Origin of the sequence: Methylophaga sp. UBA3613 (assembly GCF_002375415.1) — a bacterium.
In the GTDB taxonomy this organism is placed as follows: domain Bacteria; phylum Pseudomonadota; class Gammaproteobacteria; order Nitrosococcales; family Methylophagaceae; genus Methylophaga.
Map to the genome: position 1 here is coordinate 265466 of NZ_DFLS01000009.1, position 26481 is coordinate 291946.

At 43.1% G+C, this 26481-nt stretch carries 26 protein-coding genes; 13 read left to right on the forward strand and 13 right to left on the reverse strand.

Features of this window, described 5'->3' with window-relative positions; genetic code table 11:
- Positions 1 to 2: 2 nt before the first annotated feature.
- From B3S93_RS13185 to B3S93_RS13200, 4 genes are read left to right on the forward strand one after another with little or no spacing between them, the layout of a single operon-like run.
- Entirely contained in the window at positions 3 to 1418 is a 1416-nt protein-coding gene (locus B3S93_RS13185; RefSeq protein ID WP_292400676.1) for a DUF3526 domain-containing protein, read from the forward strand.
- Between the two features lie 4 nt (positions 1419 to 1422).
- Positions 1423 to 2787, forward strand: coding sequence for a DUF3526 domain-containing protein (locus B3S93_RS13190; RefSeq protein WP_292400679.1), 1365 nt, complete (start codon positions 1423 to 1425; stop codon positions 2785 to 2787).
- Positions 2780 to 3811 (forward strand): CobW family GTP-binding protein, encoded by a 1032-nt coding sequence (locus B3S93_RS13195; protein WP_292400682.1) that lies wholly within the window; start codon positions 2780 to 2782, stop codon positions 3809 to 3811. Before B3S93_RS13190 ends, B3S93_RS13195 begins: the two co-directional genes overlap by 8 nt.
- Positions 3795 to 5438: a formylmethanofuran dehydrogenase subunit A gene (locus tag B3S93_RS13200; protein WP_292400686.1), complete on the forward strand. Its 1644-nt coding sequence runs from the start codon at positions 3795 to 3797 to the stop codon at positions 5436 to 5438. Before B3S93_RS13195 ends, B3S93_RS13200 begins: the two co-directional genes overlap by 17 nt.
- A gap of 4 nt (positions 5439 to 5442) precedes the next feature.
- On the opposite strand, the gene B3S93_RS13205 is transcribed toward B3S93_RS13200, so the two are convergent.
- Positions 5443 to 6018 (reverse strand): DUF3299 domain-containing protein, encoded by a 576-nt coding sequence (locus B3S93_RS13205; RefSeq protein WP_292400688.1) that lies wholly within the window; start codon positions 6016 to 6018, stop codon positions 5443 to 5445.
- 92 nt (positions 6019 to 6110) lie between these two features.
- On the opposite strand from B3S93_RS13205, the gene B3S93_RS13210 reads away from it, so the two are divergent.
- Together B3S93_RS13210 and B3S93_RS13215 are read left to right on the forward strand one after the other, a co-directional pair.
- Positions 6111 to 6806: an ATP-binding cassette domain-containing protein gene (locus B3S93_RS13210; protein ID WP_292400692.1), complete on the forward strand. Its 696-nt coding sequence runs from the start codon at positions 6111 to 6113 to the stop codon at positions 6804 to 6806.
- The gene (locus tag B3S93_RS13215) at positions 6796 to 8034 is read left to right on the forward strand and encodes an ABC transporter permease (protein WP_292400696.1); all 1239 of its coding nucleotides are present in this window, start codon (positions 6796 to 6798) and stop codon (positions 8032 to 8034) included. Before B3S93_RS13210 ends, B3S93_RS13215 begins: the two co-directional genes overlap by 11 nt.
- A gap of 1 nt (position 8035) precedes the next feature.
- Here B3S93_RS13215 and B3S93_RS13220 read toward each other — a convergent pair whose 3' ends face one another.
- Positions 8036 to 8401 (reverse strand): hypothetical protein, encoded by a 366-nt coding sequence (locus tag B3S93_RS13220; RefSeq protein WP_292353386.1) that lies wholly within the window; start codon positions 8399 to 8401, stop codon positions 8036 to 8038.
- A 188-nt stretch (positions 8402 to 8589) separates the two neighbouring features.
- On the opposite strand from B3S93_RS13220, the gene B3S93_RS13225 reads away from it, so the two are divergent.
- From B3S93_RS13225 to B3S93_RS13235, 3 genes are all read left to right on the forward strand, one after another.
- The gene (locus tag B3S93_RS13225; protein WP_292357103.1) at positions 8590 to 8901 is read left to right on the forward strand and encodes a hypothetical protein; all 312 of its coding nucleotides are present in this window, start codon (positions 8590 to 8592) and stop codon (positions 8899 to 8901) included.
- 121 nt (positions 8902 to 9022) lie between these two features.
- On the forward strand, positions 9023 to 10426 hold the full coding sequence (locus B3S93_RS13230) for a sensor domain-containing diguanylate cyclase (protein ID WP_292749014.1): 1404 nt from the start codon (positions 9023 to 9025) through the stop codon (positions 10424 to 10426).
- A 30-nt stretch (positions 10427 to 10456) separates the two neighbouring features.
- Positions 10457 to 11251, forward strand: coding sequence for a hypothetical protein (locus tag B3S93_RS13235; protein WP_292749017.1), 795 nt, complete (start codon positions 10457 to 10459; stop codon positions 11249 to 11251).
- Between the two features lie 12 nt (positions 11252 to 11263).
- Here B3S93_RS13235 and B3S93_RS13240 read toward each other — a convergent pair whose 3' ends face one another.
- The 3 genes from B3S93_RS13240 to B3S93_RS13250 form a co-directional block, all read right to left on the reverse strand.
- Positions 11264 to 11842 carry a TetR/AcrR family transcriptional regulator gene (locus B3S93_RS13240; RefSeq protein ID WP_292400704.1) on the reverse strand — a complete coding sequence of 193 codons (579 nt, stop codon included), beginning with the start codon at positions 11840 to 11842 and terminating at the stop codon, positions 11264 to 11266.
- Positions 11843 to 11957: 115 nt separating this feature from the next.
- Positions 11958 to 12029 (reverse strand): pyrroloquinoline quinone precursor peptide PqqA, encoded by a 72-nt coding sequence (pqqA, locus tag B3S93_RS13245; protein WP_081443609.1) that lies wholly within the window; start codon positions 12027 to 12029, stop codon positions 11958 to 11960.
- A gap of 110 nt (positions 12030 to 12139) precedes the next feature.
- Positions 12140 to 13456 (reverse strand): mechanosensitive ion channel family protein, encoded by a 1317-nt coding sequence (locus tag B3S93_RS13250; RefSeq protein ID WP_292400706.1) that lies wholly within the window; start codon positions 13454 to 13456, stop codon positions 12140 to 12142.
- Between the two features lie 124 nt (positions 13457 to 13580).
- On the opposite strand from B3S93_RS13250, the gene B3S93_RS13255 reads away from it, so the two are divergent.
- The gene (locus B3S93_RS13255; RefSeq protein ID WP_292400709.1) at positions 13581 to 14324 is read left to right on the forward strand and encodes an SDR family oxidoreductase; all 744 of its coding nucleotides are present in this window, start codon (positions 13581 to 13583) and stop codon (positions 14322 to 14324) included.
- 83 nt (positions 14325 to 14407) lie between these two features.
- On the opposite strand, the gene B3S93_RS13260 is transcribed toward B3S93_RS13255, so the two are convergent.
- The 3 genes from B3S93_RS13260 to B3S93_RS13270 all read right to left on the reverse strand — a co-directional run bounded on the left by B3S93_RS13260 (position 14408) and on the right by B3S93_RS13270 (position 17027).
- A complete protein-coding gene (locus B3S93_RS13260) occupies positions 14408 to 14611 on the reverse strand; it encodes a cold-shock protein (RefSeq protein WP_014706925.1) in 204 nt (67 codons plus the stop codon).
- 280 nt (positions 14612 to 14891) lie between these two features.
- Positions 14892 to 15920, reverse strand: coding sequence for an acyltransferase family protein (locus tag B3S93_RS13265; protein WP_292400713.1), 1029 nt, complete (start codon positions 15918 to 15920; stop codon positions 14892 to 14894).
- Between the two features lie 99 nt (positions 15921 to 16019).
- Entirely contained in the window at positions 16020 to 17027 is a 1008-nt protein-coding gene (locus B3S93_RS13270; protein ID WP_292400717.1) for a sensor domain-containing diguanylate cyclase, read from the reverse strand.
- 123 nt (positions 17028 to 17150) lie between these two features.
- On the opposite strand from B3S93_RS13270, the gene B3S93_RS13275 reads away from it, so the two are divergent.
- Positions 17151 to 18206: a DUF3080 family protein gene (locus tag B3S93_RS13275; RefSeq protein WP_292400719.1), complete on the forward strand. Its 1056-nt coding sequence runs from the start codon at positions 17151 to 17153 to the stop codon at positions 18204 to 18206.
- Positions 18207 to 18208: 2 nt separating this feature from the next.
- On the opposite strand, the gene B3S93_RS13280 is transcribed toward B3S93_RS13275, so the two are convergent.
- The 4 genes from B3S93_RS13280 to B3S93_RS13295 all read right to left on the reverse strand — a co-directional run bounded on the left by B3S93_RS13280 (position 18209) and on the right by B3S93_RS13295 (position 21542).
- Entirely contained in the window at positions 18209 to 19825 is a 1617-nt protein-coding gene (locus B3S93_RS13280; RefSeq protein WP_292749023.1) for a methyl-accepting chemotaxis protein, read from the reverse strand.
- A gap of 350 nt (positions 19826 to 20175) precedes the next feature.
- A complete protein-coding gene (locus B3S93_RS13285; protein ID WP_292400726.1) occupies positions 20176 to 20535 on the reverse strand; it encodes a helix-turn-helix domain-containing protein in 360 nt (119 codons plus the stop codon).
- Positions 20536 to 20626: 91 nt separating this feature from the next.
- Positions 20627 to 21154, reverse strand: coding sequence for an NADPH-dependent FMN reductase (locus B3S93_RS13290; RefSeq protein WP_292400729.1), 528 nt, complete (start codon positions 21152 to 21154; stop codon positions 20627 to 20629).
- Positions 21155 to 21266: 112 nt separating this feature from the next.
- Positions 21267 to 21542 carry a cupin domain-containing protein gene (locus B3S93_RS13295; RefSeq protein WP_292357081.1) on the reverse strand — a complete coding sequence of 92 codons (276 nt, stop codon included), beginning with the start codon at positions 21540 to 21542 and terminating at the stop codon, positions 21267 to 21269.
- Positions 21543 to 21809: 267 nt separating this feature from the next.
- On the opposite strand from B3S93_RS13295, the gene B3S93_RS13300 reads away from it, so the two are divergent.
- Positions 21810 to 24023, forward strand: coding sequence for a TonB-dependent receptor (locus tag B3S93_RS13300; RefSeq protein ID WP_292400732.1), 2214 nt, complete (start codon positions 21810 to 21812; stop codon positions 24021 to 24023).
- 68 nt (positions 24024 to 24091) lie between these two features.
- Here B3S93_RS13300 and B3S93_RS13305 read toward each other — a convergent pair whose 3' ends face one another.
- Positions 24092 to 25774: an NAD-dependent malic enzyme gene (locus tag B3S93_RS13305; protein WP_292400735.1), complete on the reverse strand. Its 1683-nt coding sequence runs from the start codon at positions 25772 to 25774 to the stop codon at positions 24092 to 24094.
- A gap of 230 nt (positions 25775 to 26004) precedes the next feature.
- Here B3S93_RS13305 and B3S93_RS13310 point away from each other — a divergent pair, with 230 nt between their 5' ends.
- Positions 26005 to 26343, forward strand: a complete 339-nt coding sequence (locus B3S93_RS13310; protein ID WP_292400738.1) for a DUF2845 domain-containing protein — start codon at positions 26005 to 26007, stop codon at positions 26341 to 26343.
- Positions 26344 to 26481 lie beyond the last annotated feature (138 nt).

Here is a 26481-nt window from a genome sequence, read left to right on the forward strand (position 1 = left end):
TCATGATGCAGACTATTATTGAAATTGCTCGTCATGAGTTGATCACCCAGTGGCGCAGCCAGACCTTGAAAATCCTATTGCCATTATTATTGGTATTAACGTCATTAATTGCGTTTTCCCATTGGCAACAGCAACAGGATTTTATTGAAGCGCAAACCCTCTGGCAGCAGCAGAATGATGCTAACTGGGATGCTCAGCCAGATCGGCATCCGCATCGGGCAGCGCATTACGGTACCATGGTGTTTCGCATCATTTCACCCCTGAGTTTTATTGATAGCGGAGTGAATCCGTTTGTCGGAAATGCGTTGTTTCTGGAAGCACATAGGCAAAACAGCAGCAGCTTTAAACAATATGTCAGCAGTACGGCCTATATGGGGCTGGGCTATCTGTCAGGTGCGACGGTCATACTGGTGATCTGGCCTTTGGTATTGATTGCTTTGGCATTTAATAGTGTCAGTGGTGAGCGTGTACAGGGCACTTTGCGCCAATTGGTCTCACAAGGTATCAGCGTCAAACAGTTGTTATTCGGCAAAACGTTGGCATTCAGCCTGATATCGCTGGTATTTCTATTAGTGATATTTGTTATTGCAACTGGCTTTATGCTGCAAACGCCAGTACATGGCGGTGATGTATTACGAATGGGCGCTATGTTTGTTTTGTATTTGTTTTACTGCCTGTTATGGACCTTCACAGTGGTGCTGTTCTCCAACTGGTGTCGTACCAATCAACAAAGCTTGTCTGCATTGCTGTTGTTCTGGCTGCTCACCGTGATTGTGATGCCGAAAATGGCTTACAGTCTGGCTGATATGCAATATCCAATGCCTGATCGGGCGGTGTTTGATATTCAGACAGCGCAGGAAATTGCCAAAGTTGGTAATTCACATGACCCCGATGATCCTTACTATAACGAGTTTCGTGAGCAGGTATTGGCAGAATACGGCGTTTCACGAGTTGAAGATTTACCAGTGAACTGGCGCGGCGTGTTGATGCAAGAGGGCGAGCGAATTACCAGCGAAGTGTTTGGCAAACAGTATGAAAAACTGATGCAACTTGCTGAACAGCAAAATCAACTGGTCAGCCAGGTGGCGTGGTTTTCACCTTATTTATTAGCCAATAAATTGTCGTCCATTTTCGCGGCGACCAACGCGGATAGTTTTTTGCATTATGAAAACGCTGCTGAGCAATTTCGCTTTAATTTCATCAAGCAGCTGAATCAGATGCATGCAGAACAAATCGACCATGCCCATGACCGTGAACAAAAGGTCTCGAATGAGCATTTGGCAAATCTGCAGCAATTTGATTATCAATCTCCTACCTTGCAGGCCGAACTGAATCTGATTTACCCGCCTTTATTAATATTATTGGGGTGGTTAATCATCGGTGTGTTGTTACTTTCCCGTAGTCGGAACGAGGTTTGATTAGGTGAGATTTATTCAATTTGAATTACGCTTGTTATGGCAGAACAAGCTTTTTAAATGGCTGATTGCAGCTTATCTTCTAGCAGCTTTCTTAGCCATTATCTGGGGCCAGATGGGACTGCAACGTGAATATCAACAGCGGGCTATCAGCGAAGCAAATTACCAGGCAGAATTGGCAGACTATAAGAAGGATGCTCCGTTAGCTCCATACGACTCGGGTTATATGAGTTATTACCAGTTTCATCCTGTCTGGCAAAAACCTTCTGCCTGGTCGGCATTGATAAATGGTGAACGAAGCGAAGCGGCCACCCACACACGGGTTCGTTTATTAGGTTTGCAAAGCCAATTGAGCAATACGGCGACGGGCAATATTGCTGCTATGCCAATTGGTAAGCTGGACTTAAGTTTTATCTGGATTTATCTGATGCCGCTATTAATCGCTGCACTAAGTTTAAATTTACTGGCCGAGGAAAAAGCCAGTGGCAGATGGTCGTTATTGGCCTCCCAGGTGGCTAATAGCGGATTATTATTAACTAAAAAAATGCTCATTGCAGCAGGCTTACTGGCGATGGTGAACGTACTGATTCTATTGGCGGCTGTTGTGCTGACAGATATCAGATTGGATGGATTATGGTGGCAGATTGCAGCCATATTATTGGCATATCAACTCTGCTGGTTTGTGATCACAGGCTGGATTATCAGTTTGCAACGTAGCGCCATTTTTAACAGTTTATTATTTATCAGTCTGTGGATTGTGTTTGCATTTGTGCTGCCAGGATTGGCTTATCTGTATCAAACGCAACAACAGCAACCGGCTGAGCATGTGTCAATGGTGTTTGATCAACGAGAATACATGCATGATAGTTGGGATAGGGACAAGCAGGCAGATTTTGATGTTTATTTGCAGGACTATCCTCAGTGGCAAACTACAGAGTCGATCTTGCAAAAGCCTTTCGACTGGCGCTGGTATTACGCGATGCAACATATGAGCGATGTGATTGTAGCGGATGCAGTGAATCAATTTCGTGATAGCCGGATACATTCCCACCGGTTCGGAGAAAATTTTGCATGGCTATCCCCGGTGATGCGAGTGCAATACAGCATGAATCGACTCGCTGATACCGATATGCTGGCAAGTCAGTCTTTTCTGGATCAGGTTGCTGACTATCAACAGCAGTTACGCGATTATTTCTTTCAATTCTATTTTTTTGACAAGCCGTTCACTGCGGCAGATTTCACTAAAATTCCAGTATTTGACTATCGACCAATTGTTCCTAACAACGCGCTTATAACTCTGATTAATTTAGTGATCGTCGGGTTATTTTTTATCGGGTTAATTTTGCTACAAACGCGCCGAAATCGTGGTTGAACAAACTTTCAGGCTTTTTCAAAAAGCGATACCGACTAATGTGATTACCGGTTTTCTGGGTGTTGGCAAAACCACGGCAATCCAACAGCTATTAAAATCTAAACCGGCAGGGGAACGCTGGGCAGTATTGATTAATGAATTTGGCAAAGTGGGTATTGATAGCCAGCTGCTGCAAACCGATGACCATTCTCTGGGAGAGCTCACGATTCGCGAAGTACCCGGAGGCTGTATGTGTTGTGCTGCGGGGTTGCCGATGAAGGTCGCACTCAATCAGCTTATAGGCAAAGCCAAACCCGACAGATTATTGATTGAACCTAGTGGCCTGGGACACCCGAAAGAAGTGATTGCCGTGCTGTCAGGTGAGTTTTATCGATCGATTATTGATTTACGCGCAACGCTGACATTGGTTGATGCGCGTCATATTGCTGATGCGAAATATCGTGAACATGAGACTTTTCAGCAGCAGTTACAGATCGCCGATCTGATCGTGGCGAACAAGTCAGATATGTATGGTCAGAGCGAAGTTGCTGCGTTAAATGTTTACCTGAATGAAATGCATCTTCAGGAACTACCTTTACACATCACTCAGGACGCAAAAATTAATCCTGAATGGCTAAAACCAAACGCTAAATTTAATCAGGCTATCTGGCAGGAGCAGCCAACGGTTTTTAATCTTGAGAACGAAGAACAGGTTATTCCAGATTGCGGCTATCTAGCCGCAGCACAAAAGTTAAGCGGCTGGTATAGCTATGGCTGGCGGTTCAAATCAACATTCAGTTTCGATTACCAATCTCTAATGACGTGGCTAGAGCAATTTAAACAGTTACGTCTTAAAGCTGTTTTTCGAACCGGCAAAGGCTTTATTACTATCAATCAAGCTGATGACAATTTGACGATTCAACGACTGGACACTCAAGCAAAAGAAAGCCGTATTGAACTCATTACAGATAAGCCACTTGATGCAAAAAAAATGGAAAGCCAATTATTACAGATGTGTGGGATAAATCATGTTAACCCGTCTTAAAAACGCTCGAGTATATGACCCGGTACAAAAACTGGATGGTGAACTCATGGAGCTATGGATTCGAGATGATCGAATCGTTGATCCGAGTCAGATCACAGATAGAGAGTCGGCCATCACCCATGATTTGGACGGTGCCATTACCATGGCGGGCGGTGTGGATATTCATAGCCATATTGCAGGGGGCAACGTAAATACCGCACGTTTATTACTGCCCGATCAACATCGAAATCATCTACAAAGACAGGAAAATCTGCCGTTTTATAATGCCCGCTGGTCCAGTTTTGAAACTGGCTATCGCTACACCGAAATGGGATACAGCATGGTGGTTGAACCGGCAATGTTGCCAGTGAATGCGCCGCAGGTACATCGTGAAATGGCGGATATCCCGATCATTGATACGGCTGCGCTGGCGATTCTCGGCAGTGATGATTTGCTGGTCTCCATGTTGCGAAGCGGTGCTTCGCAGGATCAGATTAATGACTATGTCAGCTGGACGATTAACACCACACAGGCATTAGGGTTGAAAGTGATTAATGCCGGTGGTTCGCAGGCGTTTAAAGCCGGGGTTGAACAGTTTGGTCTGGATGATGAAGTGCCGGATTATGGCATCAGCTCTCGGCGCTTATTAACCTCACTGCAGACTGCTGTACATCAGCTGGGTATCCCACATCCGGTACATGTGCATTGCAATAATCTAGGTGTTCCTGGCAATGTGCAAACCGCCATTGATACTATGGAGGCTGCCCAGGGTTTACCGATGCATCTGGCGCATGTGCAGTTTTATGGTTATGGCGCAGAGGGTAATCGTGGTTTTTCTTCAGCTGCGGCACAGCTAATGGAAGCATTTAATCGACATCCCAATATTACAATGGATGTCGGGCAGGTGTTATTTGGGCAGACGGTGACAATGTCTGGCGATATCATCGCTCAGTTCTCCCGTCGAGGTGATGCCAGCCCGCACAAATGGGTGATGTGGCATGCCGAAGATGAGGGTAGTGGTGGTATCGTGCCTTATCAATATAAAAAGGCCAGTTTTGTTAATGGTTTGCAATGGGCCATTGGTCTGGAGATTTTCCTGTTATCCGGCGATCCCTGGCGTTTGTTTTTCACCACCGATCATCCTAATGGTGCTCCGTTTACCCGTTACCCGGATTTGCTGCATTTATTGATGGACTATGATTTTCGCATGGCCTGTCTGGCAGAACTGGATCCGGAGATCATGGAGTTAACCCTGCTCAAAGATCTGAAACAGGAATTCAGCTTATACGAGATTGCCATTATGACGCGGGCAGCACCGGCAAAATTACTGGGACTCAATGACCGTGGACACCTTCAACCTGGCGCTTTGGCCGATATTGCGGTTTATCATGAGCAAGATGATAAAGCGGCGATGTTCAGAAAGGCGCAATGGGTATTCAAAAATGGTCAGCTGATTATTGAACGCGGAGAGTTTGTGAAGCGTCAGTTTGGCCAGACTATGACCGTTAAACCACATTTTGATCGGCAGATTGAAACCACAGTAAAAGACTACTTTGATCGGTTTTATTCGATGAAATTATCCAACTATGGGGTACAAGACGATTTGTTATTTGATCAGCCGGAGCGTTTTTCTGCTATCAACTTATAAAGCACTATTCTTTATACAGCTCAATGTTATCAGCTGCCATCGAATAGGCTGAAACGGCCACTTCATTTTCGGTGATAGTCGTGGTCAGCGTGCCCTCGACCCAATAGGGATCATAAAGATTCTGTTGAGCAACGCCTTCTTTGGAGGTCACATAAATAATCTGATTCGGCGGTGGTGGGGGATAATGGATGCAGGCGCCAAAAAAAGGCACCAGAAAGAACTCGGTCACCAGCTGTTGTTCATTCATTTCGACGGGAACGATAAAACCAGGTAGGCGGATGGGGCGTTGATCATATTCAGGCTTGACCTTGGCAGAGGTTAATGCCTGTTGATAACGGTCATCTGCGGAATTTTCCAGTGCCCCGAGTAATTGACTACTGATTTGATCTTCCATCGAACCATCTTCAATTTCATCAAGATATTCTGGTGGATTCATCAATGCTTCGAGATCGTCATCAGGCATTAAATCAACCCAATCAACAAGTTCGTAATTTTCGTCAGCTAACAGTGGCTGAGTCATTGTCAGGCAGGTGATTATTAATAGTGGAAGCCAGAATTTTGCAGATGCCAGTTGTGTCATATGACTCCAGAGCGTTAAATTTCGAGCGAAAATGTTATGTTATAACAATTTATAAGCTCTCAACATGATCCATTTTTCAAGCCGGTAAAAAAATGACTAATCGTTATGCTATTCAGATTGATGACTGTCAGTTCCGTTATCAGCAAAACTCAGACAGTGTTGTATTACAAATAGCTCACTGGGAAATCAGAAAAGGTGAAACGGTGTTTGTCTACGGACCTTCTGGTTCGGGTAAATCCACTTTATTAAATTTACTGGCCGGGATTTTGTTGCCTCAGCGGGGTACCATCAAGTTGGATGAGGTAATTCTCAACCAGCTCAGCCATCGCAAAAGAGATGCGTATCGGGCAAGACATATAGGCATGGTGTTTCAACGATTTAATCTGATTCCGTATTTAACGGTGGACGACAATATTAAGCTGGCCAGTCATTTTTCCAAACAGGATAAACAGCATCTGCAACAACGCTCTCTGGAATTGATGAATGCTTTGCAACTGGATGCCAAGTTATTGGAACGACCGTCCTCGCAATTGAGCGTTGGTCAGCAGCAACGGGTAGCGATTGTTCGTGCTTTGGTTAATCAACCTGAGTTATTAATCGTCGATGAGCCCACCTCAGCTTTAGATAGTGATGCACGCGATAGTTTTGTTGATTTGTTACTGGGCCAGGTCCAAGCAGCAAAGGCCACCCTAATCTTTGTTAGTCATGATCGCAGCTTGGCACAGCATTTTTCCAGACAGCTGGATATACAGTCGTTTGTGGTCGCAGGAGAGAAACATGCTGTTTAAACTGGCCTGGAAAAGTCTGCTGGCAAGACATGTTAGCGTGTTACTGACTATATTGATGATGACGGTGAGTATTTTTGTTCTGCTCAGTGTTGAAACCATCCGTTATCAGGCCAAAGACAGTTTTACCAAAACCGTTTCGGGGGTGGATTTAATCGTTGGTGCACGAACCGGACAGGTCAATCTTTTACTATATTCAGTCTTTCATATCGGTGTACCAACCAATAATATTTCCTGGCAGAGTTATCAGGAAATTGCTTCCCAACCTGCTGTTGCCTGGACCATTCCAATTTCTTTAGGTGATTCACATAAAGGATATCGGGTCATTGGAACCAGCACCGACTTTTTCGAGTTTTTTCGCTTTGGTAATAAACAGCCACTCGAATTTCAACAAGGGAAAGCATTTGATGATCATTTTGATGCAGTAATTGGTTCAGAAGTCGCCAAGCAACTTGGATATCAAGTCGATGATGCTATCGTGCTTTCTCATGGAATTGCCAATACCAGTTTTAGCAATCATGATGATAATCCATTCAAAATCACGGGTATTCTGGCGCCAACAGGAACGCCGGTAGATCAATCTATCTATGTCAGTTTGCAAGGTATTGAAGCCATTCATGCCAACTGGCAGGGAGGGGTGCAAATACCAGGTAGAGCTACGCCAAATGTTAAAGATCTGCAGCCGCAAGCCATAACGGCATTTATGCTGGGACTGAATTCGCGGATACAGACCTTTAATTTACAGCGGCAGATCAATGAATATCAGCAAGAACCCTTACTGGCCATTCTGCCTGGCGCCACATTGATGTCGTTGTGGTCAATGTTGAGCAGTGTGGAACAGCTATTGTTATTAATTGCTTCACTGGTGCTGTTAGGTGCGCTGATTGGGATGGCCAATATGCTATTGGTTTCAATGCGTGAACGGCGCCATGAATTATCCGTTCTCCGAGCATTGGGTTATCGGCCAAGCTTCTTGTTTGCATTGCTACAGATTGAAGCGTTATTAATCAGTCTGGCTGCGGCATTCACCGCATTTATCAGTTTACAACTAAGTATGTATGTATTGAAAGATTGGTTATTGCAGGAATATGGGATTTTGCTTACCCGATTATCCATCATTAATGAGTTTATGTTTATGCTGCCGATGGTGCTTATCGCCAGTTTTGTGGTCGCTTTAATTCCGGCTATCACCGCTTATCGACAGGGGCTACATCAGCAATTAAATCTGTAGCTTAAATACGTTGTAGCTTTGGAAGATGCTGTTTCAGATGTGATTTAATATCTTCCACACTAGCTGAAAAAACCAGTGCATAAATCTCGCGTTGCATGGTGTCGGTAATAAACGGGTAAATTTCATAGCCTTCAGCATAAAGTTCAGCGCGGGCGCGACATACTTTACGAATTCCCTCAGCAAATGATTGATTCTCTACAGCAGGTAAATTGGTTTCCCCCAATGTCCATTGCTGCTCTGTCCAATGCTGAAAACACCAGTCAGTTAACTGAATCACCGGATCGACTCTGTCCTGCTCAACTTTGTCAATTTGCTCACCGCAGCCAATCAGGCAGAACAGACCGAGTAGCAAAAAATGTTGACGCATATCTAACCCCTCCAGCGTTATTTCGCTATCAATATTGCCTGTTTTTGTTTTCAAATACCAACTATTGCATACACAATAATAGCCGTCAGCAGTGGTGGAGATGAAAGATAAACAAGCCCTGGGAAAAAATGACAAAAAACGCTTACAGCGTCATTATTAAACTGTAGCTATCAGAATTTAGGTTTGTAATGGATAGATTTTCAACGATTGGCATCATTCTGTTATTGATTCTGGCAATTGTCGGTGGATATATGACAGGCCTCTTTGCCGGCTATCTGTTTGACTTGGGAAAACGTCGTCTGGGAAAAACGCTAACGGTTTTGCTCAATTTAGTATTTTATGTGGTGCCGCTCTGGGCGTTATTGGGTATAGCGTCTGAAGATGGCCTACTGTTTTTTTATCTGTTACTACTGGTTTTTTATTATCTGGGTATTCGTGATTCAAAGCACCCAGCTGTAAAAGACGATAAACCGGATAAAAACTATGAACCTTATGATTAGGGCTTGTTTATCCTTTTCTTAAATCTTGCCTTTTTCTTCTGAGACTATGACAATCAAATAGAATTGCTTTTTGTATAGAGATGCTTTCAAGGTGAATAATTACTTGAAAGGGGGAGGCAGGGTGAAAACAACGATTTTTCCCGGCACTATCAATGGTCTGTTGAATCTGCTGTTGACCACCTCGCTCTATTATTTATTTGCCCGACTGGGTCTTACCTGGTTTTCATTTCCCCCTGGCAATATCAATTTATTATCGCTTTCATCCGGTATCGGGCTGGTAATGTGCCTTTTGTGGGGAGTGCGTGCGTTTCCGTTTATTGTCATGGCAACATTTGCAGCCCATTTTCCACTCATAGTAGAAAACACGTTTCACCACAACTCGCTGTATATTATTGTCGCTTCATTGATCATGGGGGGGGAGAGTGTTTTGGGAATGTTGCTTATGCGTCGATTTCTGCCCTACGGCGTAAGCAGACCCCATCATTTACTTAAATTTCTGTTGTTACTTTGTGTCCTTGTTCCGGCGTTATCAGCGTTATTGATAGGCACCAATCTGCTGTTAAATGGATATATTGAAGCTGAAAAGTTTATAGACCTTTATATTACTCTGCTAATTGCCCATGCCTTGGGGATACTGCTGATTTATCAGGTCTTTACAGGGTTTGCACATAGCCCGGCGGTGCAGCTAAGCGAATTAAATAAGCTGTGGTCAGGGGCAGCGATAATCGGATTAATCGTAATATTGGCTGCTACCGTTTATGGGCCATTAATATTTTTGCTGTTACCAGTTATGGTGATGATGGCTATTTATTTGAAACTGGTTTTTATCAACTTGTTCAGTAGCCTGTGCTTTGTGATTGTTATCAGCATTATGGCTTTTGATAACAGTGTGTTTTTAACAAATAATTATCAATTTACTTTGACCGGTTTGATTGCTTACATATTTTCCAGTGCATTGGCTGTATTTGTTATCGCTATACAACAAAACCAAATTAATCTGACGATGGCTTCACGTCAGGCCTGGAAAAAAGCGGCTGAGCGTGATCCGTTAACTTGCCTGTCAAACCGGCGTGCCTTTATGCCCAGATTGAAAACTGAACATGCCAGAGCCGTGCGTACAGGGAGAAGCTATTGTCTCGTTATCTGGGATATTGATGATTTCAAATTAATTAACGATACCTATGGTCATGATTATGGGGATGTCGTTTTAAAGAAACTGGCTGACATTCTGCGTGACAACTGTCGTGATATTGACTTCCCCGCTCGGATCGGCGGCGAGGAGTTTGCGGTAATTCTTCCAGAGTGCAGCAGTGAGGAGGGTGAGTTGGCGCTGGAACGTTTTCGCAGTGAGGTGGAATCTACCCGATTTATCGCACCAGATGGAAAATTATTACAGATAACTATCAGTATTGGTATCGCAAGCTTCAAAAGGTCGTATAAGTCTGAAATGGCTTTAATGTCGGATGCGGATAAGGCATTGTATCAAGCTAAATCACAAGGAAAGAATCAAATACATGTATTTTGATATACGGTCCTATAGACAACGGAGTTATTCTTGAAAACGATATTCCATCGAACACAGATTATTGCTGTACTGCTAATGCTTTTGTGTTTGATTCTGGCGCTGATACCTTTTGAGTCAAATGCGGGGGCTCAGTTAGGCCATATGCTCAGGATCACACTTACCGTCTATGCGATTGCCCGCGGATTAAATGCGGTTATTTCAGCGGCACAAGGCACTGAATTATCGATCGAACCAATGGGGGTTGGTCTGACATTGACTCCAGGCGAAATTCTGGACCCTCTGAATGATTTGATCGAGCAGTTTTCAAGCGTTTTATTAGTGGCTTCTGCATCGCTGGGCATTCAGAAAATCCTGTTAGCAGTTGGTGATATTGACATTTTGCGTTGGGCACTAGCGGGTTTTGCTGCCATCGTTTTACTTCTGCTGTTATGGCAGAAACTTCCTGACCGATGGTCTTCTATGCTGTTTAAGATGGTGTTGATCATGACCTTATTACGTTTGGCAATTCCGGTCACTATAGTCGCTTCCAATCAATTACAGCTCTGGCTGGAGCAAGATAGACAGGATGCCATTGCTATTTTGTATAGCACACAGCAGGAAGTCGCTGAGATTCAGCCTGAGTCAGATGATTCCGAACGTGGCTGGTATCAGGGATTCAAAGATAACCTGGACATTAAAAACAGATTGCAAAGTATTGAGACCAAAGCAGAACAGGGGATAAATGCGGCCATCTATTTGTTGGCTGAATTTGTATTGATAATGCTGATTTTGCCTATTGGTTTTTTATTTATAGCCTGGCGATTAATAGGCCGAATAACCAGCTAACAGATGAAGCAGTTATTTCAGAAAGCCGAGTGCTGAAGCAACCTTTAATTGTCTCTCAAGACAACGTCGTGTCCGCTCGTACATTGGAGTGTTATCGGTAAGCCAACAGCAAAAAGTCATCAAATACACCCCGGTTAGTGCTGTTTCATCCACTGCTCGCCATGGTAATGTTGAGTGCTGATCTGATGCTTCACGCAGCCATTGCACAGTACGACTGATTCGTAGCAATGCAGGAATCTGAATATGCAGATGCCCCGGTTCCAGTTTATTTAAAATCATTTGCCGGGTTACTTTTTGATTGATTGCAAGTGGTTCCAACCATGCCATCATCAAGCGATGAAATTTTTGCTGATTATTTAATGTTGCAAATACACTGGATTGCATCACCTTCAGCATATTCTGATCGGCACGATCAAACCAGGCGTCACCGATTTGTTCTTTTTCAGCAAAACAATAATAAATATCGGCAAGTGAAATATTGAGTTGGGCAGCAATTTCGGACAACCGTACTGACTCCCATGAAGAATGAGAAGCCAGGCTGACAGCAGTGTTAACAATAGCTTCATACAATTCGGAGTCTTGGTTCATCATGTTTTCCTTCCCGCTAACAGGATTTAACAAACACGCTCAGCATAACGCATAAAAACTATAGGCAAAAAAAAGCCCCGAACTTGTCGGGGCTTCTTAGGTTTCGCTTAACTGCAAATTAACGGTTGCAGATGTACATTGTTACTTCAAAGCCGAAACGCATATCTGAGTATTCTGGTTTAGTCCACATGTCGATTTCTCCTGTTAAAAGTGAAATTACTTTTTACAATTCAAATAATACACCTGTACTAATGTAATCAAATAAGCATTTACCCCGTTGCCACTCAGGATTTTCCTGAATCAACGAATCGCTTCACCACTGGCATTAAGAATTTTAACTTCACGTTGTGGAAATGGGATTTCAATTTCATGCTGTTTTAACGCATCCCAAATCATTAACAATAAGTCGGCACCCACACGGTTAACACCATCATCGATGCCTTCCATCCAGAATTCAATCAGAATATCGACACCAGAGTCCCCAAATCCCGCAATTTCTGCATCCGGACGTTCTTCTATGGGCACATCGTCACCACTTATCACCCGAGGATGGCTGGCGACAACCTGTCGTAATAAATCAAACAGAAAGTGCAGGTCGGTTTTATAGGCGACTTGAAATTCCAGGGAATAGCGTTGCTTGAGATTTTTATGAGTCCAGTTGGTAAAACTGGTGGTGATGAACTGTTCGTTCGGCACCATGATATCTTTTCCGTCGAAGGTCTCCAGCGTAGAGGAACGCATATTCAACTCACGAATAATACCTTTGCGTCCATCCTCCATCTCAATGTAGTCGCCGACACTCAAAGAACGTTCGAGCAGCAGGATGATGCCAGAGATAAAGTTGGAGGCAATTGACTGTAAGCCAAAACCTAAACCCACACCCAGAGCACCACCAAACACCGCCAGTGCAGTTAAGTTAATACCCATGATCTGCAATAGCAGAATAAAGACGATAAAGAACAGGGCGATCTGAAACAGTTTGGCAAATACTTCACGGGTACCAATATCCAGATCTTCCTGGCTACGGATAATCTGTTGCCCGGCATTACTGGAAATACGTCCTAGCCAGAATAAAATCGAGCCGAATATCAGCACACGAATAATGCCATAAGCGGAAATCTTGATATTGCCTAATTCAAATGACAGAGATTCAAGATAAACGATAACTGCATCCAGCCAGCCAAAAAGATGTAACACCGCGATGGGTAAAATAAGAAAGAGAGCAAGCTTTTTAAATAATGCTTTATGAACAACTCGATTTATCAGTTTGTAGAGCATATAAATGACAGCCCAGCTCATACAAATTTGAATTAACCAGCTTTGGCCTATCCATAACTGACTGATGTCTGCAGCAATCGAAAATGCCAGAATGATCATTAACGGAAAAATAAGATCCCGACTACGATAAATGCTGTTACGGAATTTAAGTAAAGGACCAGAAGCGGGGAGCTGTCTTAATAGTGGTGAGCGACTCTTTAAAAAACTGGCAATTGAAAAAGCCAGTAGACCGCCTAATACTATCAGTCCGATTTGAGAGTAAAATTTTGGACTACTGGCCCAGTCCATCACGATGTGCAGAGATTGAAAGAAAAGGGTTTCAATTTGCTGGATATCCATTACGGTTCCGAATAATTTACTAAAAAGACTGCTAATGTAGGTGAGCACAAGCATTGGATCAAGCTGGTCTGAATATGATTTTGGATGTCAGGGCTGATGATGTGAAATAGTGGGAGTGTTTTAGATGAATGAAACCTATGACATAACAGGTAAAATAGCCTTGGTGACAGGGGCTAACCGGGGTATTGGTAAAGCGATTGTCGAGGCTTTTATCCATGCGGGTGTCAGCAAAATTTATCTGGCCGTGCGTGATGTCGCAACCGCTGATGCATTATTGGCGCAATATCCCGAACAGCTTGTTGCCATTGTAGTGGATTTATCGAAGCCAGAAACCATATTTTCTGCTGCCAAGAAAGCCAATGATGTTGATCTGGTAGTAAATAACGCAGGTATTTTGCAAATGGCAATGCCGTTAGATGAGCATGCGGTTGAAGCCCTACAAACTCAGATGGCGGTTAATGTAAACGGTTTGCTCTATATGGCTCAGGCTTTTGCACCGGTATTGAAATCAAATGGTGGTGGAGCCTTTATCCAACTCAATTCAATTGCTTCATTAAGATCATTCCCGGCCTTTTCAGGCTATGCCGCCTCTAAAGCTGCAGCCTATTCATTAACTCAGGCCTTACGAGAGCAGTTTGCTGAACAAGGCACCAGAGTAATGAGTGTGCATCCTGGTCCAATAGCAACTGATATGGCAAAAGATGCCGGGTTTGGTGATATTGCAGAAACCGCTGATACAGTTGCAAAAGCTATTATTGATGGTCTCAAAGCTGGTCAGTTTCATGTGTTTCCTGATGCGATGGCACAGGAAATGTGGGGTAAATATCAGAGTTTTGCCCGTTATGTTGTGGAAGCTGACAGTGTTTAATAACACGCAGATACAAAAAAGCCCCGGAAAACGGGGCTTTTTCGTTTCACCCGAAGGTGAAAATCAAACTGTTATCGTAGCAATTATGCAGGAACGATGTTTTCAGCTTGTGGACCTTTTTGACCTTGAGTAACATCAAATGTTACACGTTGGCCTTCAGTCAATGTTTTGAAACCGTCACCTTGGATTTGACGGAAATGTGCGAAAACGTCAGGGCCATTTTCTTGTTCGATAAAACCAAAGCCTTTAGCTTCGTTAAACCATTTAACTGTTCCAGTTGAAGACATAAATCATCCTATTTTTTGTAAATCTAAAATGCCCAATTTGGGCGGGTATGCTGTAAGTGGAGCGGGTATTTTGAAAACAGGACGAGTACTCTTTGGATCTAACATTAAAGCGGAAACATCGAACTTGAAAACAAATATCTGTCGTACTTGCAAGCACAATCGAATATATAGAGATTATATGTAAAGGTCAAACTCTATTTGATAAATAATCAAAATATATCTGCATTGGCTCCACAGGTACTCCTTATAGCCACTCATAAGTCAGAAATCATTGGCTTAGTTAATTCATCGCAACTAACGGGGCAGTTTTATAACGTCTTTCGCGAAACCAATTCATCGCAGGCTTTTCTACGTGAAGGTGAATCAATATGGCCAGTAGAAATGACACTCCAATGGCAATAGCAACTCCGGTGACGCCTGATAACCCAATTGCATAACTGTGATTGATGATTCCGTAACCAATATTTTGGTGGACCAGATAAAGAGAATAGGAAAGGCTGCCCAACCATAAGGTAAGCCGATTGACAATAAAATCCAGATAACCGCTTATTGCCAGCACAAAAACAGCGTAACAACCTAAAACAAAAAGACTGAATGGTGCGGGGTAGGCAATGAGCGCATGGCTCATCGACACAGCGAGGAACAGCACCTCACTGGCGGTCAAATTCCCCGAGTTGTACCAGCGGTATAGCAACATCCCACTGATAAACAGAGGGGCATACATGGCAAATAATAATTCATGGGTCAAAAACAGTAATGATGGGGATAGATTTTCCAGATTAATCACCGCTATGTAACTGATAAGCAGCCAACCAAACAAAACCATTCGAAGCTGCTGCCAGCTTTTCAATGCATAAAAAAAAATGGCCATCCACAGATAAAATGTACCTTCAATCACCAGGCTCCAATAGACGCCATCGACATGGGAATAATCCAGGTAACTATGTAAAAGCGTGAAGTTTATTAATGCTGTGCTGAACGAGACAGAGCGATCAGCCGGGCCAAGCACTTGAACCATAAAGAAAGTCAGCAGAATACAAACCCATAAAGCCGGTAACAATCGAAAAGCCCTGGCCAGACCAAACCAACGTGCATTGTCGGTTCGTTCCAGTGTCATCAAAATCACAAATCCACTCAGCATAAAGAACAGGTGAACGCCATAGCGGCCAAATTCCAGCACATCAGGTGATGAGAAAGTGTGACCATAAAGTTCATCGTAATAAGGCAGGTAATGAAACAGTACTACGCCGAGTGCGGCAATACCTCTTAAGGCATCGAGTGCCTGTAATCTGTTTTTGGCTTTCGCCATCTAACGCTCCTGAGGATTTAGCTCGGCCAGGACAAAGTGATTAATTAAACAAACTAAACCGAGTTAAACTTTGAAAGTTGATATAAACGCTTTCACGTATCAGGCGACTACGCAGTTTTTGCCCTGATGTTTTGCTTCATAGAGTTTACGATCCGCCCGATAGAGCAGTGCAAAAATACCATCATCTTCTTCACCATATTCTGTCAGACCTATGCTGACAGTGAACGTCACGTTTTCACCACTGACTAATGGCAGGCTCAATTGGTCTACACATTCACGCATCCGTTCGGCTAATGCCAGTGCTGAGTCAAGATCGGTTTCAGGAAGAATCATGGCAAACTCTTCGCCACCAATGCGACCAAAAATATCGTAAGCACGCTTTGAATTCATAATGCATTCTGTAAATAATTTGATGGCTTCATCGCCAGTGTTATGTCCGTGCAAATCATTGATGCGTTTAAAATTATCGATATCAAACATTAAAAGGCATAATGTTCGATTATGCCGAGAAGTTCGCTGCAGTTCTGTTTCTGCTTGAGCAATAAAAGCCCGTCGATTCCAGATACCGGTTAAATCATCTGTATTGGCAAGATATTCGAGTGTTTTGGCCACTTCTTCCAGCTCAAGATTTTGTTCCAGAATATCCAGATGGGCTTCAAAAATATTGCGTAACTGCACCATCATTTTGAGTTGTAACTCGCTGTAATAATGCGTTTTTGTGTCGAGAACACATAATGTGCCAAACGGGTCACCATTCGGCCAGGTGACAGGCACACCCAGGTAATTAATCATACCTAGCGTCGGGTCATATTTGTTCTTCCATGCCGTATCTTCATATGCATTGGCAACAAACAGCGTTTTCTGTTCCCGAATGACAAATTCGGAATATGTTTCTGAACCAGTTAAATCGAATTTCTGATTACTCTGATATGGGTTGGTCGACGCCCGGTTTTTAACCATGACCGCAAGCTGATTATTCTCATCTACATGTGTTAGAAGTGCAGCAGGCACTTGCATGAATTCGGCTAACAGATCAATAAGATCCTGCCATTGTTGAAAATATTCATCACTCACCATTGGATGAGATGTATCTGTCGTAATCGTCAAGATACCTAACCTATTTGTTTAGTCTGTTATGGAGCATACAATAAATTTATAACGAGTCTTTAACCTATTTAAAGTGTCACAGTCAATTCTCTGATTTTCAGACCCTTTCGACCAGCCATATTAATGAATATTCCATCTCGAATTTTAGTTCTGTTCAGCCTTGTGTTGTTGCTTGGTGCCTGCGACCCGTTGGCAAAACCGGAAACCATGATGGATGAATATGTGAAGCGGTTAGCCAATGTTTTGGATGTGGAACCGGTCTATTCAGATCTGATTGATATAGAGCGAATTCCCCGACCACGAGAGCGTCGATTATCCATACCCGAACACGATATCAATATGTTGGACTTTTTGTCTTTATATGGCTGTGAACTGCAATTTGTGGTGGGAGAGAAAAACTCGATACTGGGACGAGTGATGCAGCCTTTAAATAATTTACGTTACGAATTACGGTTTATAGAAGCGTCACAACAATGTCTGGTCGAGATTAAAAGTGACTCATTAAGAACAAAGCTGGCGCAAGTCATTGAAATAAAAAAACAGTATTTACCACGTGTGATTTGGAATGCCACCTGGGGAACGGATGAAATCGCGCAGCTAATGAGTTTGTCATCAGGACTTTATGATCCTGAGCAAAGCCAATACGAAATCAGCAGCTATAGTCAGGATATTGTTTATGTAAACAAACGGGTTCAGCGACTGCTTCAAGGTCAGTATGAACAGGATCTTGAGTATATGGGCGAGATTCAACAACGTTGGCAATATGGAAGCCGGGCAGGGCAATTACAGAATAGTGCGAGATTACTGATAAGTCGGCTGGATGATGGAACTCAGATTCTGAAGCAACGCATTGAGCAAAAACCACTATGTGTACAGGGAAGACTGAATACTCAGGCAAAGATTCTGGAATCGATGTTTTTCAAGGTTTATATTGAAAAAGTCCAACCCTATATGTCTGCTGTAAACAGTGGGGCTGATCAGCTGTTTCAGCCCTTAGCCAGACTGGCACAGATGCAAAAAGAGGTCATGCCGCAGACGTTTAATGCGTATTATCAACAAACGTTAAATGTGGATAATAAGCAGAATATCTGGACGCTATATCAACAACGTATCAAAGAACACACTGAAGCCTGGCAGGATTTGCTGGAACAGTGCGGTCTTCGACCCACTCCCGACTAACACTAAACTTTAAAGCGGCTCATCATTTGTTTCATGCTTTCAGAAAAACGTCTGATTTCCTGTGATAACTCTTCACCCGTTTCAGCTACTTCACTGGCAGCTTCTGTCTGTTGGTTTAGACCGTGCAGGTTTTTACTGATTTCTTCAGCGACACAGGTCTGCTCTTCAGTTGCCTGAGCTGTTTGGGTCGCCATATCATTTACCCGGTTAGAGGACTGCTGAATTTCATGGAAAACTTTATCGGCTTCAACAAAGGTATTTGCTGTTTCATCAGCATTTACCTTACCTTCAGAAATAGCCTTTGAAGATGCGCCGACAGACAATTGTAATTTCTGGATAATTTCATCTATATCATTGGTACTTTGCTGAGTTCGGGTTGCCAGAGTTCTGACCTCATCAGCCACGACAGCAAAACCTCGTCCATGTTCACCTGCCCGAGCGGCTTCAATCGCGGCATTCAGTGCCAGCAAATTAGTTTGTTCGGCCACGCCACGAATAACTTCCAAAACGGTAACGATATTGTTGGAGTTGGTTTCAAGCTCCTGAGAGGAGTTCAATACCAAATCCATATTGCGAATCAATGCGGCGATTTTTTCATTCGACGTTCTGACTACGGCCATACCGCGATCAGCTAAACCAGCGGTTTGATCGGCCTCAGAAGCGGAATTGGTTGCAACTTGTGCCATTTCCTTGTTGGCCAGCGTCATTTCATGAACAGCACTTACAATGGATTCTGTCGATAAATTCAGTTTATCGTTAATATCTTTGGTATGAACTGATGCATCCGACAGGCTGGCAGTGAGATTGCCGAGGTTGGCAACCTGGGACAGAATATTTTTGATTAAATCCTGCAGGTTAGAGACAAAAACATTAAACGCCTGAGCAAGATTACCGAATTCATCTTTAGACGACACATCAATTCTAGCGGTGAGATCGCCATCACCTGAGGCAATTTCATTAATCCGTTTTACCAAATAATTGATGTCGTTAGTCAGTTTTTTTGGAATGAGATAACTGAAAATCATCGCGATTATCAAAACGATCGCGACAGCAATAAATGTGATCGTCATTTTAGTGCGGATATCAGCAGCAAGTTGCTTTTCAATGACCTCAAAACCACTAATCACTGCCTCGCCGGACTTATCCAGAATATCTCGTAATTCAGCAAACTCCTGATCTTCAGTTTGCTTAAGGAGATTTAAAGAAAGCCCATTGTTGTAGGCTTGGACCAGCGCATCCGAGGAGGCTACCCATTCTTGATAGGCCTGATTAAACACCGCCGGGTCACCGGATATTTCAGGAAATTCTTTCAAGTATTCCCTGTATTCAGCGTAACGTGCCGCCACCTGTTGGATATTTTCCTGGCGATTTATTTCTTCTTCATCGGCTGCGTTGCTTTGACCCGAAAGGATGTTGAGTTGGGCTAGTTTGGCCTGGTACAGATCCCGGTCAGCATTAAGAATGACTTCACTGGCAGGCATAAAGCTGCGCGACTGAATTTCAATCAGATTATTCTGTAAGGACATCATCCACCAGAACATCGAGATGACGATAATAATGGTTAACCCCATCACCATTACCGGTAAAGAGCTTTTGGTACGTATGCTATGCATGTTCATTGAATTGTCCTTAAAGATCGCAACTTGGTATTGCCAACTTTTTTTATTTAGCGCTATTGTTCAGTCTTGTTGTCGACAATTCATGACGGATCTTTAACAAAAAATATCCAGTTATCAGCTGAGACAAAGTAACGTTGCATTAGGCTATATTTTTTAGAATTATTTGGTACAAAAAAAACAGGCACTAGAAAACGCCAGAGCGCTGGATAATTTTAATTATCGTTTAGCAGAGCGGGGAATATAGTAGAGATTGCTTAAATAATAGTGAAAAGCGTGGTGATGAACACTATTCAAAGGTTCCAGCCGCCCGATTTCATTGGGACTCGGCAACTGCGGCTGGATGTGAATAATTATTTAGACTTGGTTTTTTTACTTTTCTTTTTATTCTTTTCTGATTTTTTGGGTTTATCTTTAGCTTTCTTGTCAGCTTTTTTTGCTTTTTTGGGTTTGTCTTTTTTCTCTTTCTTGGGCTTGGTATCAACAGCCACAGGAAAACAATCAATTCCATTTGCCCGGTAGCGTCCCAGCCAGTAGCGAATCTGACCTAAACTCAATGCTGTTTTTTTAGCCGCTTCTTCTTGAGTCGCCCCTTCAGATAAAAGTAATAAAGCCTTGGCTCTCCCACTATTTACCGAAGTTTCTTCACTGATTTTATAAAGCTGTTTTTGAGCCTTTTTCTTTAAATCCAACAAAGCTACCGAGTCGTTCATGTGAGATCCTTAGAAGAATGAATCAATCGAAAAGCATATAGATAAACATTTCCACATTACTACAACTATATTTCTAAATTATGACAATCAATTATTGAGGCAGTTGATGCATAGTCTTATGTAACTGCTTGTCAAATTCAGTGTTAATCACTTTTCCGTTATCAGTATCAAAATTATCATAAAAAGAGGGGAGCGACATATTCCCTTTTATCTCGGCAGCAAAGCGGGGCATTGAGTTGAGGGCAATTTCCATAACTGTTGCCCCACCGCGCTCACCCGGAGAGGTTGAGAGCAGGATAGTGGGTTTTTTCTGAAAGACTTTTTGTTCGATTCGTGTGCACCAGTCAAACAGGTTTTTCCATGCCGCCGAATAATTTCCGTTATGTTCGGCCAGTGAAATAACCAAGGCATCAGCGTTGCCCAGTTTATCCAGAAAGGCTTGAGCCAATGCGGGTTGACCAATTTCTTTTTCAATATCAACGCTAAACAGTGGGAGTTCATAATCATTCAAATCCAGCACTTCTACATCAGCATTCTCAAGCAGACTCGCTGCATAAGTGACTAATTGCTTATTGATAGAGTGTTTACTATTGCTGGCTGCAAAAGCGACGACTTTCATAAAATCTCCCTTGTTAAAAGTATTCAGTGTTTACTGACACATAGCGTGGCGAAAAGTTGTACGTATTGCAAAAGTAAAAAAGGCATCCGAAGATGCCCTTAAATGTTACTGATTAATCGTAGCTGTAATGTTTTTTCAGCTGTTTGGTAACTTGCCACATGCTTTTCAAGCCTGTTGGGAAAATCGCATAATCACCTGGAACGATTGTGACTGGCTCGCCGCCGTCTGGAGTGACGACAATTTCACCTTCAAGAATGTAAGCTTTTTCGGTTTCATCAAAATCCAAACGGAATTCGGTGACCGGGCAATCCCAAATTTCCCAACCGGCAACGCCCAGTTCTTTTAAGCGTGCTTCACTTGGGTTTTTTTCAATAATAATCTCTGGCATAAAAATCCTGAATATATAAGAGGGTCAATCATGGCTGTCATGCGACAGAACCATTGCTTCTTTTTGTCAGCCATGCGCGTTTACACAGCGACATGTCAGTATTTGACTGGCAAATAATAGCAAAACTGAAAGGGTTAAGTTGAACTGTATCTTTCATACTTAAATTTGCACGTGTTATTTGCATCTAAATAACAACGATTTGTATTTACATTAATCTGTTCGATGCGTAGCATATGATTTTTTCCTTTTCTTCCCCGGAGAAGTTTCATGTGTATCAAATTATCGCCGCTAGCGATATCGATTGGCTTAGCCTTATTAGCTTCACAAACTGTATCCGCTGCTGAAAGCGAAACGGATTCGGCAGAACTGGAATCGATTACGGTCACAGCCAGTGCGGATGCTTCGGCTGAAGGGTTGTCTCCTGCTCATAGTGGAGGTCAAGTAGCGGTAGGTGGCAGGGCTGGGATACTCGGAACGCTGGATCATTTGGATAGCCCTTTCAGTATCACGGCTTATACAAATGAGTTTATCCAAGACCGTCAAGCTCGCAGTGTAGGGGATGTTTTACTAAATGATCCATCGGTGCGTGTAGCAAGAGGCTTTGGCAATTTCCAGGAATCGTATTTTATTCGTGGCTTTGTTTTGAGTTCAGATGATATTGCTTATAACGGGCTTTATTCACTGTTACCTCGTCAGTATATAGCTACAGAACTGTTTGAAAGGGTAGAGCTTTTGCGTGGAGCTTCATCATTTCTAACTGGTGCTTCGCCAAGCGGTGGCGGCATAGGTGGTAATGTTAATCTACTGCCAAAACGTGCGCCCAATGAGCCTTTGAATCGAATAACTGTGGGGACAGAACATGGGCAGCAGGGATTGGTATCGGCCGATATTGCCAGACGTTTTGGTGAAGAAAAGCAGTTCGGTGTACGGGTGAATACTGCTTACCGTGATGGTGGCACAGCAATTGATGATGAAGAAACACAATTAGGTTTGTTTTCTGTTGGCCTGGATTGGAGAGGGGACAGAGCCCGCTTATCAGCGGATGTTGGTTATCAGGATAATCAACTTGATGAAACGCGCACCAACGTAACTTTACAAGGGGTTGATCGGATTCCTTCTGCCCCAGATTCTGATAGCAACTGGGCTCAACCATGGTCATATTCTGATGAGCAAGACTGGTTCGGAACTATGCGTGGTGAGTATGATCTGACTGAAACGACAACAGCATGGGCTGCATATGGATTACGTCGTACAGACGAAGAAAACTCTCTGGGAAATATTCGAGTATCAGATGCGAATACTGGTCAAGGAAGTGCCTTTCGTTTTGATAATGTACGAAAAGATGAAGTTGATACGGGTGAATTAGGTCTTCAAGGATTATTTAATACCGGAAATGTGGGGCATGAGTGGGTTATTTCTGCTTCCTTTTTTGAATTGGACTCAAAAAATGCTTATGGTACGGGAGCAACTTTCGACACCAATTTGTATAACCCATTTAATGTGGAACAACCACCAATTGGGTTCGAGAGCAATGCAGGTCTGGAGCCAAGATTGACCAATTCTGTTCAACTCCAAAGCTATGCAATTGGCGATACGTTGTCGTTCTATGACGAGAAATTACTATTAACATTGGGAATTCGCAGGCAGACGATCGAAGTAAAAAATTATGATTTCATCACGGGCAGTAAAACCACTGACTATAAAGAAACAAAAAATACTCCTGTAGTAGGCGTGGTTTACAAGTTAACACCTCAATTGTCTCTATATGGAAATTACATCGAAAGTCTACGCCAAGGTGAAACAGCACCACTCAAATTTGCTGGAACAGACTTGGTTAATGGTGGAGAGGCGCAGTCTCCGTACATTGCAGAGCAAAAAGAAATCGGATTGAAATATGACTCTGATTATTTAGGTTGGGGACTGGCATATTTCACCACTGATATGCCGCGTTCTTTTACTGATACTTCAGATCCTGCCAATCCAGTATTTGAGACTTCAGGCGAGAATAACCATCAGGGTATTGAGTTAACCACGTTTGGTTTATTAACGGATGATATTAAGTTACTTGGCGGTGTGACCTGGTTGGATGCCCAACAGGATAAAACGGGTTCTGACGACTTAGATGGCAACCGTGTTGTAGGCATCCCGGAATATCAGGCAAATATGGGAGTTGAATGGGAAGTACCCCAGATCAGTGGTTTAGCACTTGATAGTCGAGTTATCTACACGGGATCTAATTATGCGGATTCTGCTAATGAACTGAAATTACCAAGCTGGACCAGGGTGGATATCGGTGCAAGATATTTAATGCAGGTAAATGGTAAAGATCTCACATTACGCGCCAGAGTGAATAATGTTTTTGATAGAGACTACTGGGCTTCGGCAGGTGGATATGTAGGTGCTAATGGAACAGTCGGTACAGGATATCTTGTATTAGGAGCTCCTCGCACTGTTACGTTAAGCGCGACGATGGATTTCTAATCCAATCACTGGCTATTTAAAAACGGCTTGCAGTTACTCACTGCAAGCCGTTTTTTTATGTTTACAGTTTAGACATTTACCCGTTGATACTCACGATAACGTGGTAACCAGAAATTATCTTCAATCGCCTGTAATAAAGCGCTATCAGTCATTTCTGGGGCAAGTTTTTTTTGCTGAGCGAGTTTAGCCACTTCAAAGGCAATCTTTTTACTGAGTGTTGCCGAATCGGTAAGTGGTGGGAGAAGTTCCTGGTTACCTGGGGTAGTCATTGGTGAAGCCCCAGCCAGCACCTCGCTTGCGGTCATCAACATATCATCGGTAATACGTTCTATTCCGGCAGCCACAACAGCAAGGCCGAGACCCGGGAAAATGTAACTGTTATTGCATTGGGCAATAGGATAAAAACTTCCTTCATACACAATGGGCGTGAAGGGGCTACCAGTAGCAATAAGTGCATTACCTTCTGTCCATTCAATAATCTCTTGTGGGTGGGCTTCTATCTGTTTGGATGGATTGCTTAACGGGAAGATGATCGGTTTTGGACAATGTGAATACATGGATTTAATTATTGCTTCAGTAAATATTCCCGCCTGACCGGAAACACCAATCAACACCGTCGGTTTTGCGTTATCAATGACCTCAGCTAAATTGGCATTGATACCCGAAATATTCCAGGTAGCACACACCAGATCCAGCTGAGCCAGTTTTTGTTGAAAAGCCGGTAATCCAGGCAATGATTGGGTGAGAAGTCCCGGTCGATCAATCATAAAAATGCGTTTGCGGGCATCCATTTCGCTGGTGCCTTCAGTCATCATTTGCGACACAATTTGTTCCGCTATACCACAACCTGCAGATCCCGCTCCGACAAAGACAATAGTTTGCTCGGAAAGCGTTTGCTGTTTGGCACGACAAGCGGCCAATAATGAACCCACGGTCACTGCAGCCGTGCCTTGAATATCATCGTTAAAACAGCAAAGTTCATCACGATAGCGAGTTAACAACGGTAATGCTTTGCGTTGTTCAAAATCTTCAAACTGTAACAGCGCATTGGGCCAGCGCTTTTTGATAGCGCTAATAAATAAATCAATAAATTCATCATATTGCTGAGCATCAATACGTGGATGTTGCCAGCCAATATATTGAGGGTTATCCAATAAATCAGCATTATCTGTTCCGACATCTAGCATGATGGGCAGAGTATAGGCCGGGCTGATGCCTCCACAGACGGTATATAAAGAAAGCTTGCCAATGGGAATACCCATACCACCAACGCCCTGATCACCCAAGCCAAGAATACGGCTGCCATCGGTTACCACAATGACTTTTACATTGCGTTTGGTGGCATTAAGCAGAATCTCATCAATGTGATGGCGGTCGGGATAAGAGATAAACAATCCTCTGGCCCGACGATAAATTTGCGAAAACCGCTCACAGGCATCGCCTACGGTGGGTGTATAAATTATCGGCATCATTTCCTGCAGATGATGTTCCAGCAGGTAATAGAACAAGGTTTCGTTATTGTCCTGAATGGTACGCAGATAGATGTGTTTGTTTATTGGTTCTATAAAACTGGAATATTGCTGATAGGCACGTTCAGCTTGTTGTTCGATCGTTTCAAATCGCTGAGGTATCAAACCTTTGAGATTAAATTGCTGCCGTTCCGTTTCGCTGAACGCAGTGCCTTTATTAAGCAATGAAGTCGCCAGTAGGGTCGGACCAGCGTAGGTGATATAAATAGGTTTGGGCGACATCGCTATAACATTCCGGTTAAGTGTTTAACCCGCAGTATAAACATCTGTTGCAGTCAAAATTCAAATCATCCTGCAAAGAAAAACACATTTATTGAACGGAACTACGAATAAAATAGTGAATAAATAGGCCTTTTTGAACGATTGGAAAGCAGATGGGTTGACGAGCAATGCATTAAGGTCGCATATTGTCCCGAAATTAGTGAATCAATGACCGTTTTGTGAGGATCGTTATGCGTTTATCAACCTTGTTAGTATCAGTGGCGACACTACTGCTTTCTGCCAATATTTTTGCTGGCAGTGCATCATCCCATGAAGAAACCATGGCGTGCGGCTCAAACAGTATCAAAATCGGTATGAGAACTGATGATATTAAAGCAATTTGTGGTCAATTCTGGGAACCGGCTTTTATCAGCAAACATACCCGCCCGGTGCTAAGAAAAGTAGCCGATTCTGACGTAGAAAATGATTATTTTGAAAAATGGCTATATCGCATGGTGGAAGATCAGGAAACCCATGTAGTGATTAAAAATGGACAGATCGTAAAAATCTTTAATACTCCCCAGCCTTAGGGTCTATTGATCTTTCAAAGCCGCCTCTGTTGTGAGCTGAAAAAGCGTCAATCAAGGCACGAGGAGCACCTTTTGTGAGATACATCCATGTATCTCACCCCATTGGGGCTTACGCTCAAAAACGTTTATCTCCATGGA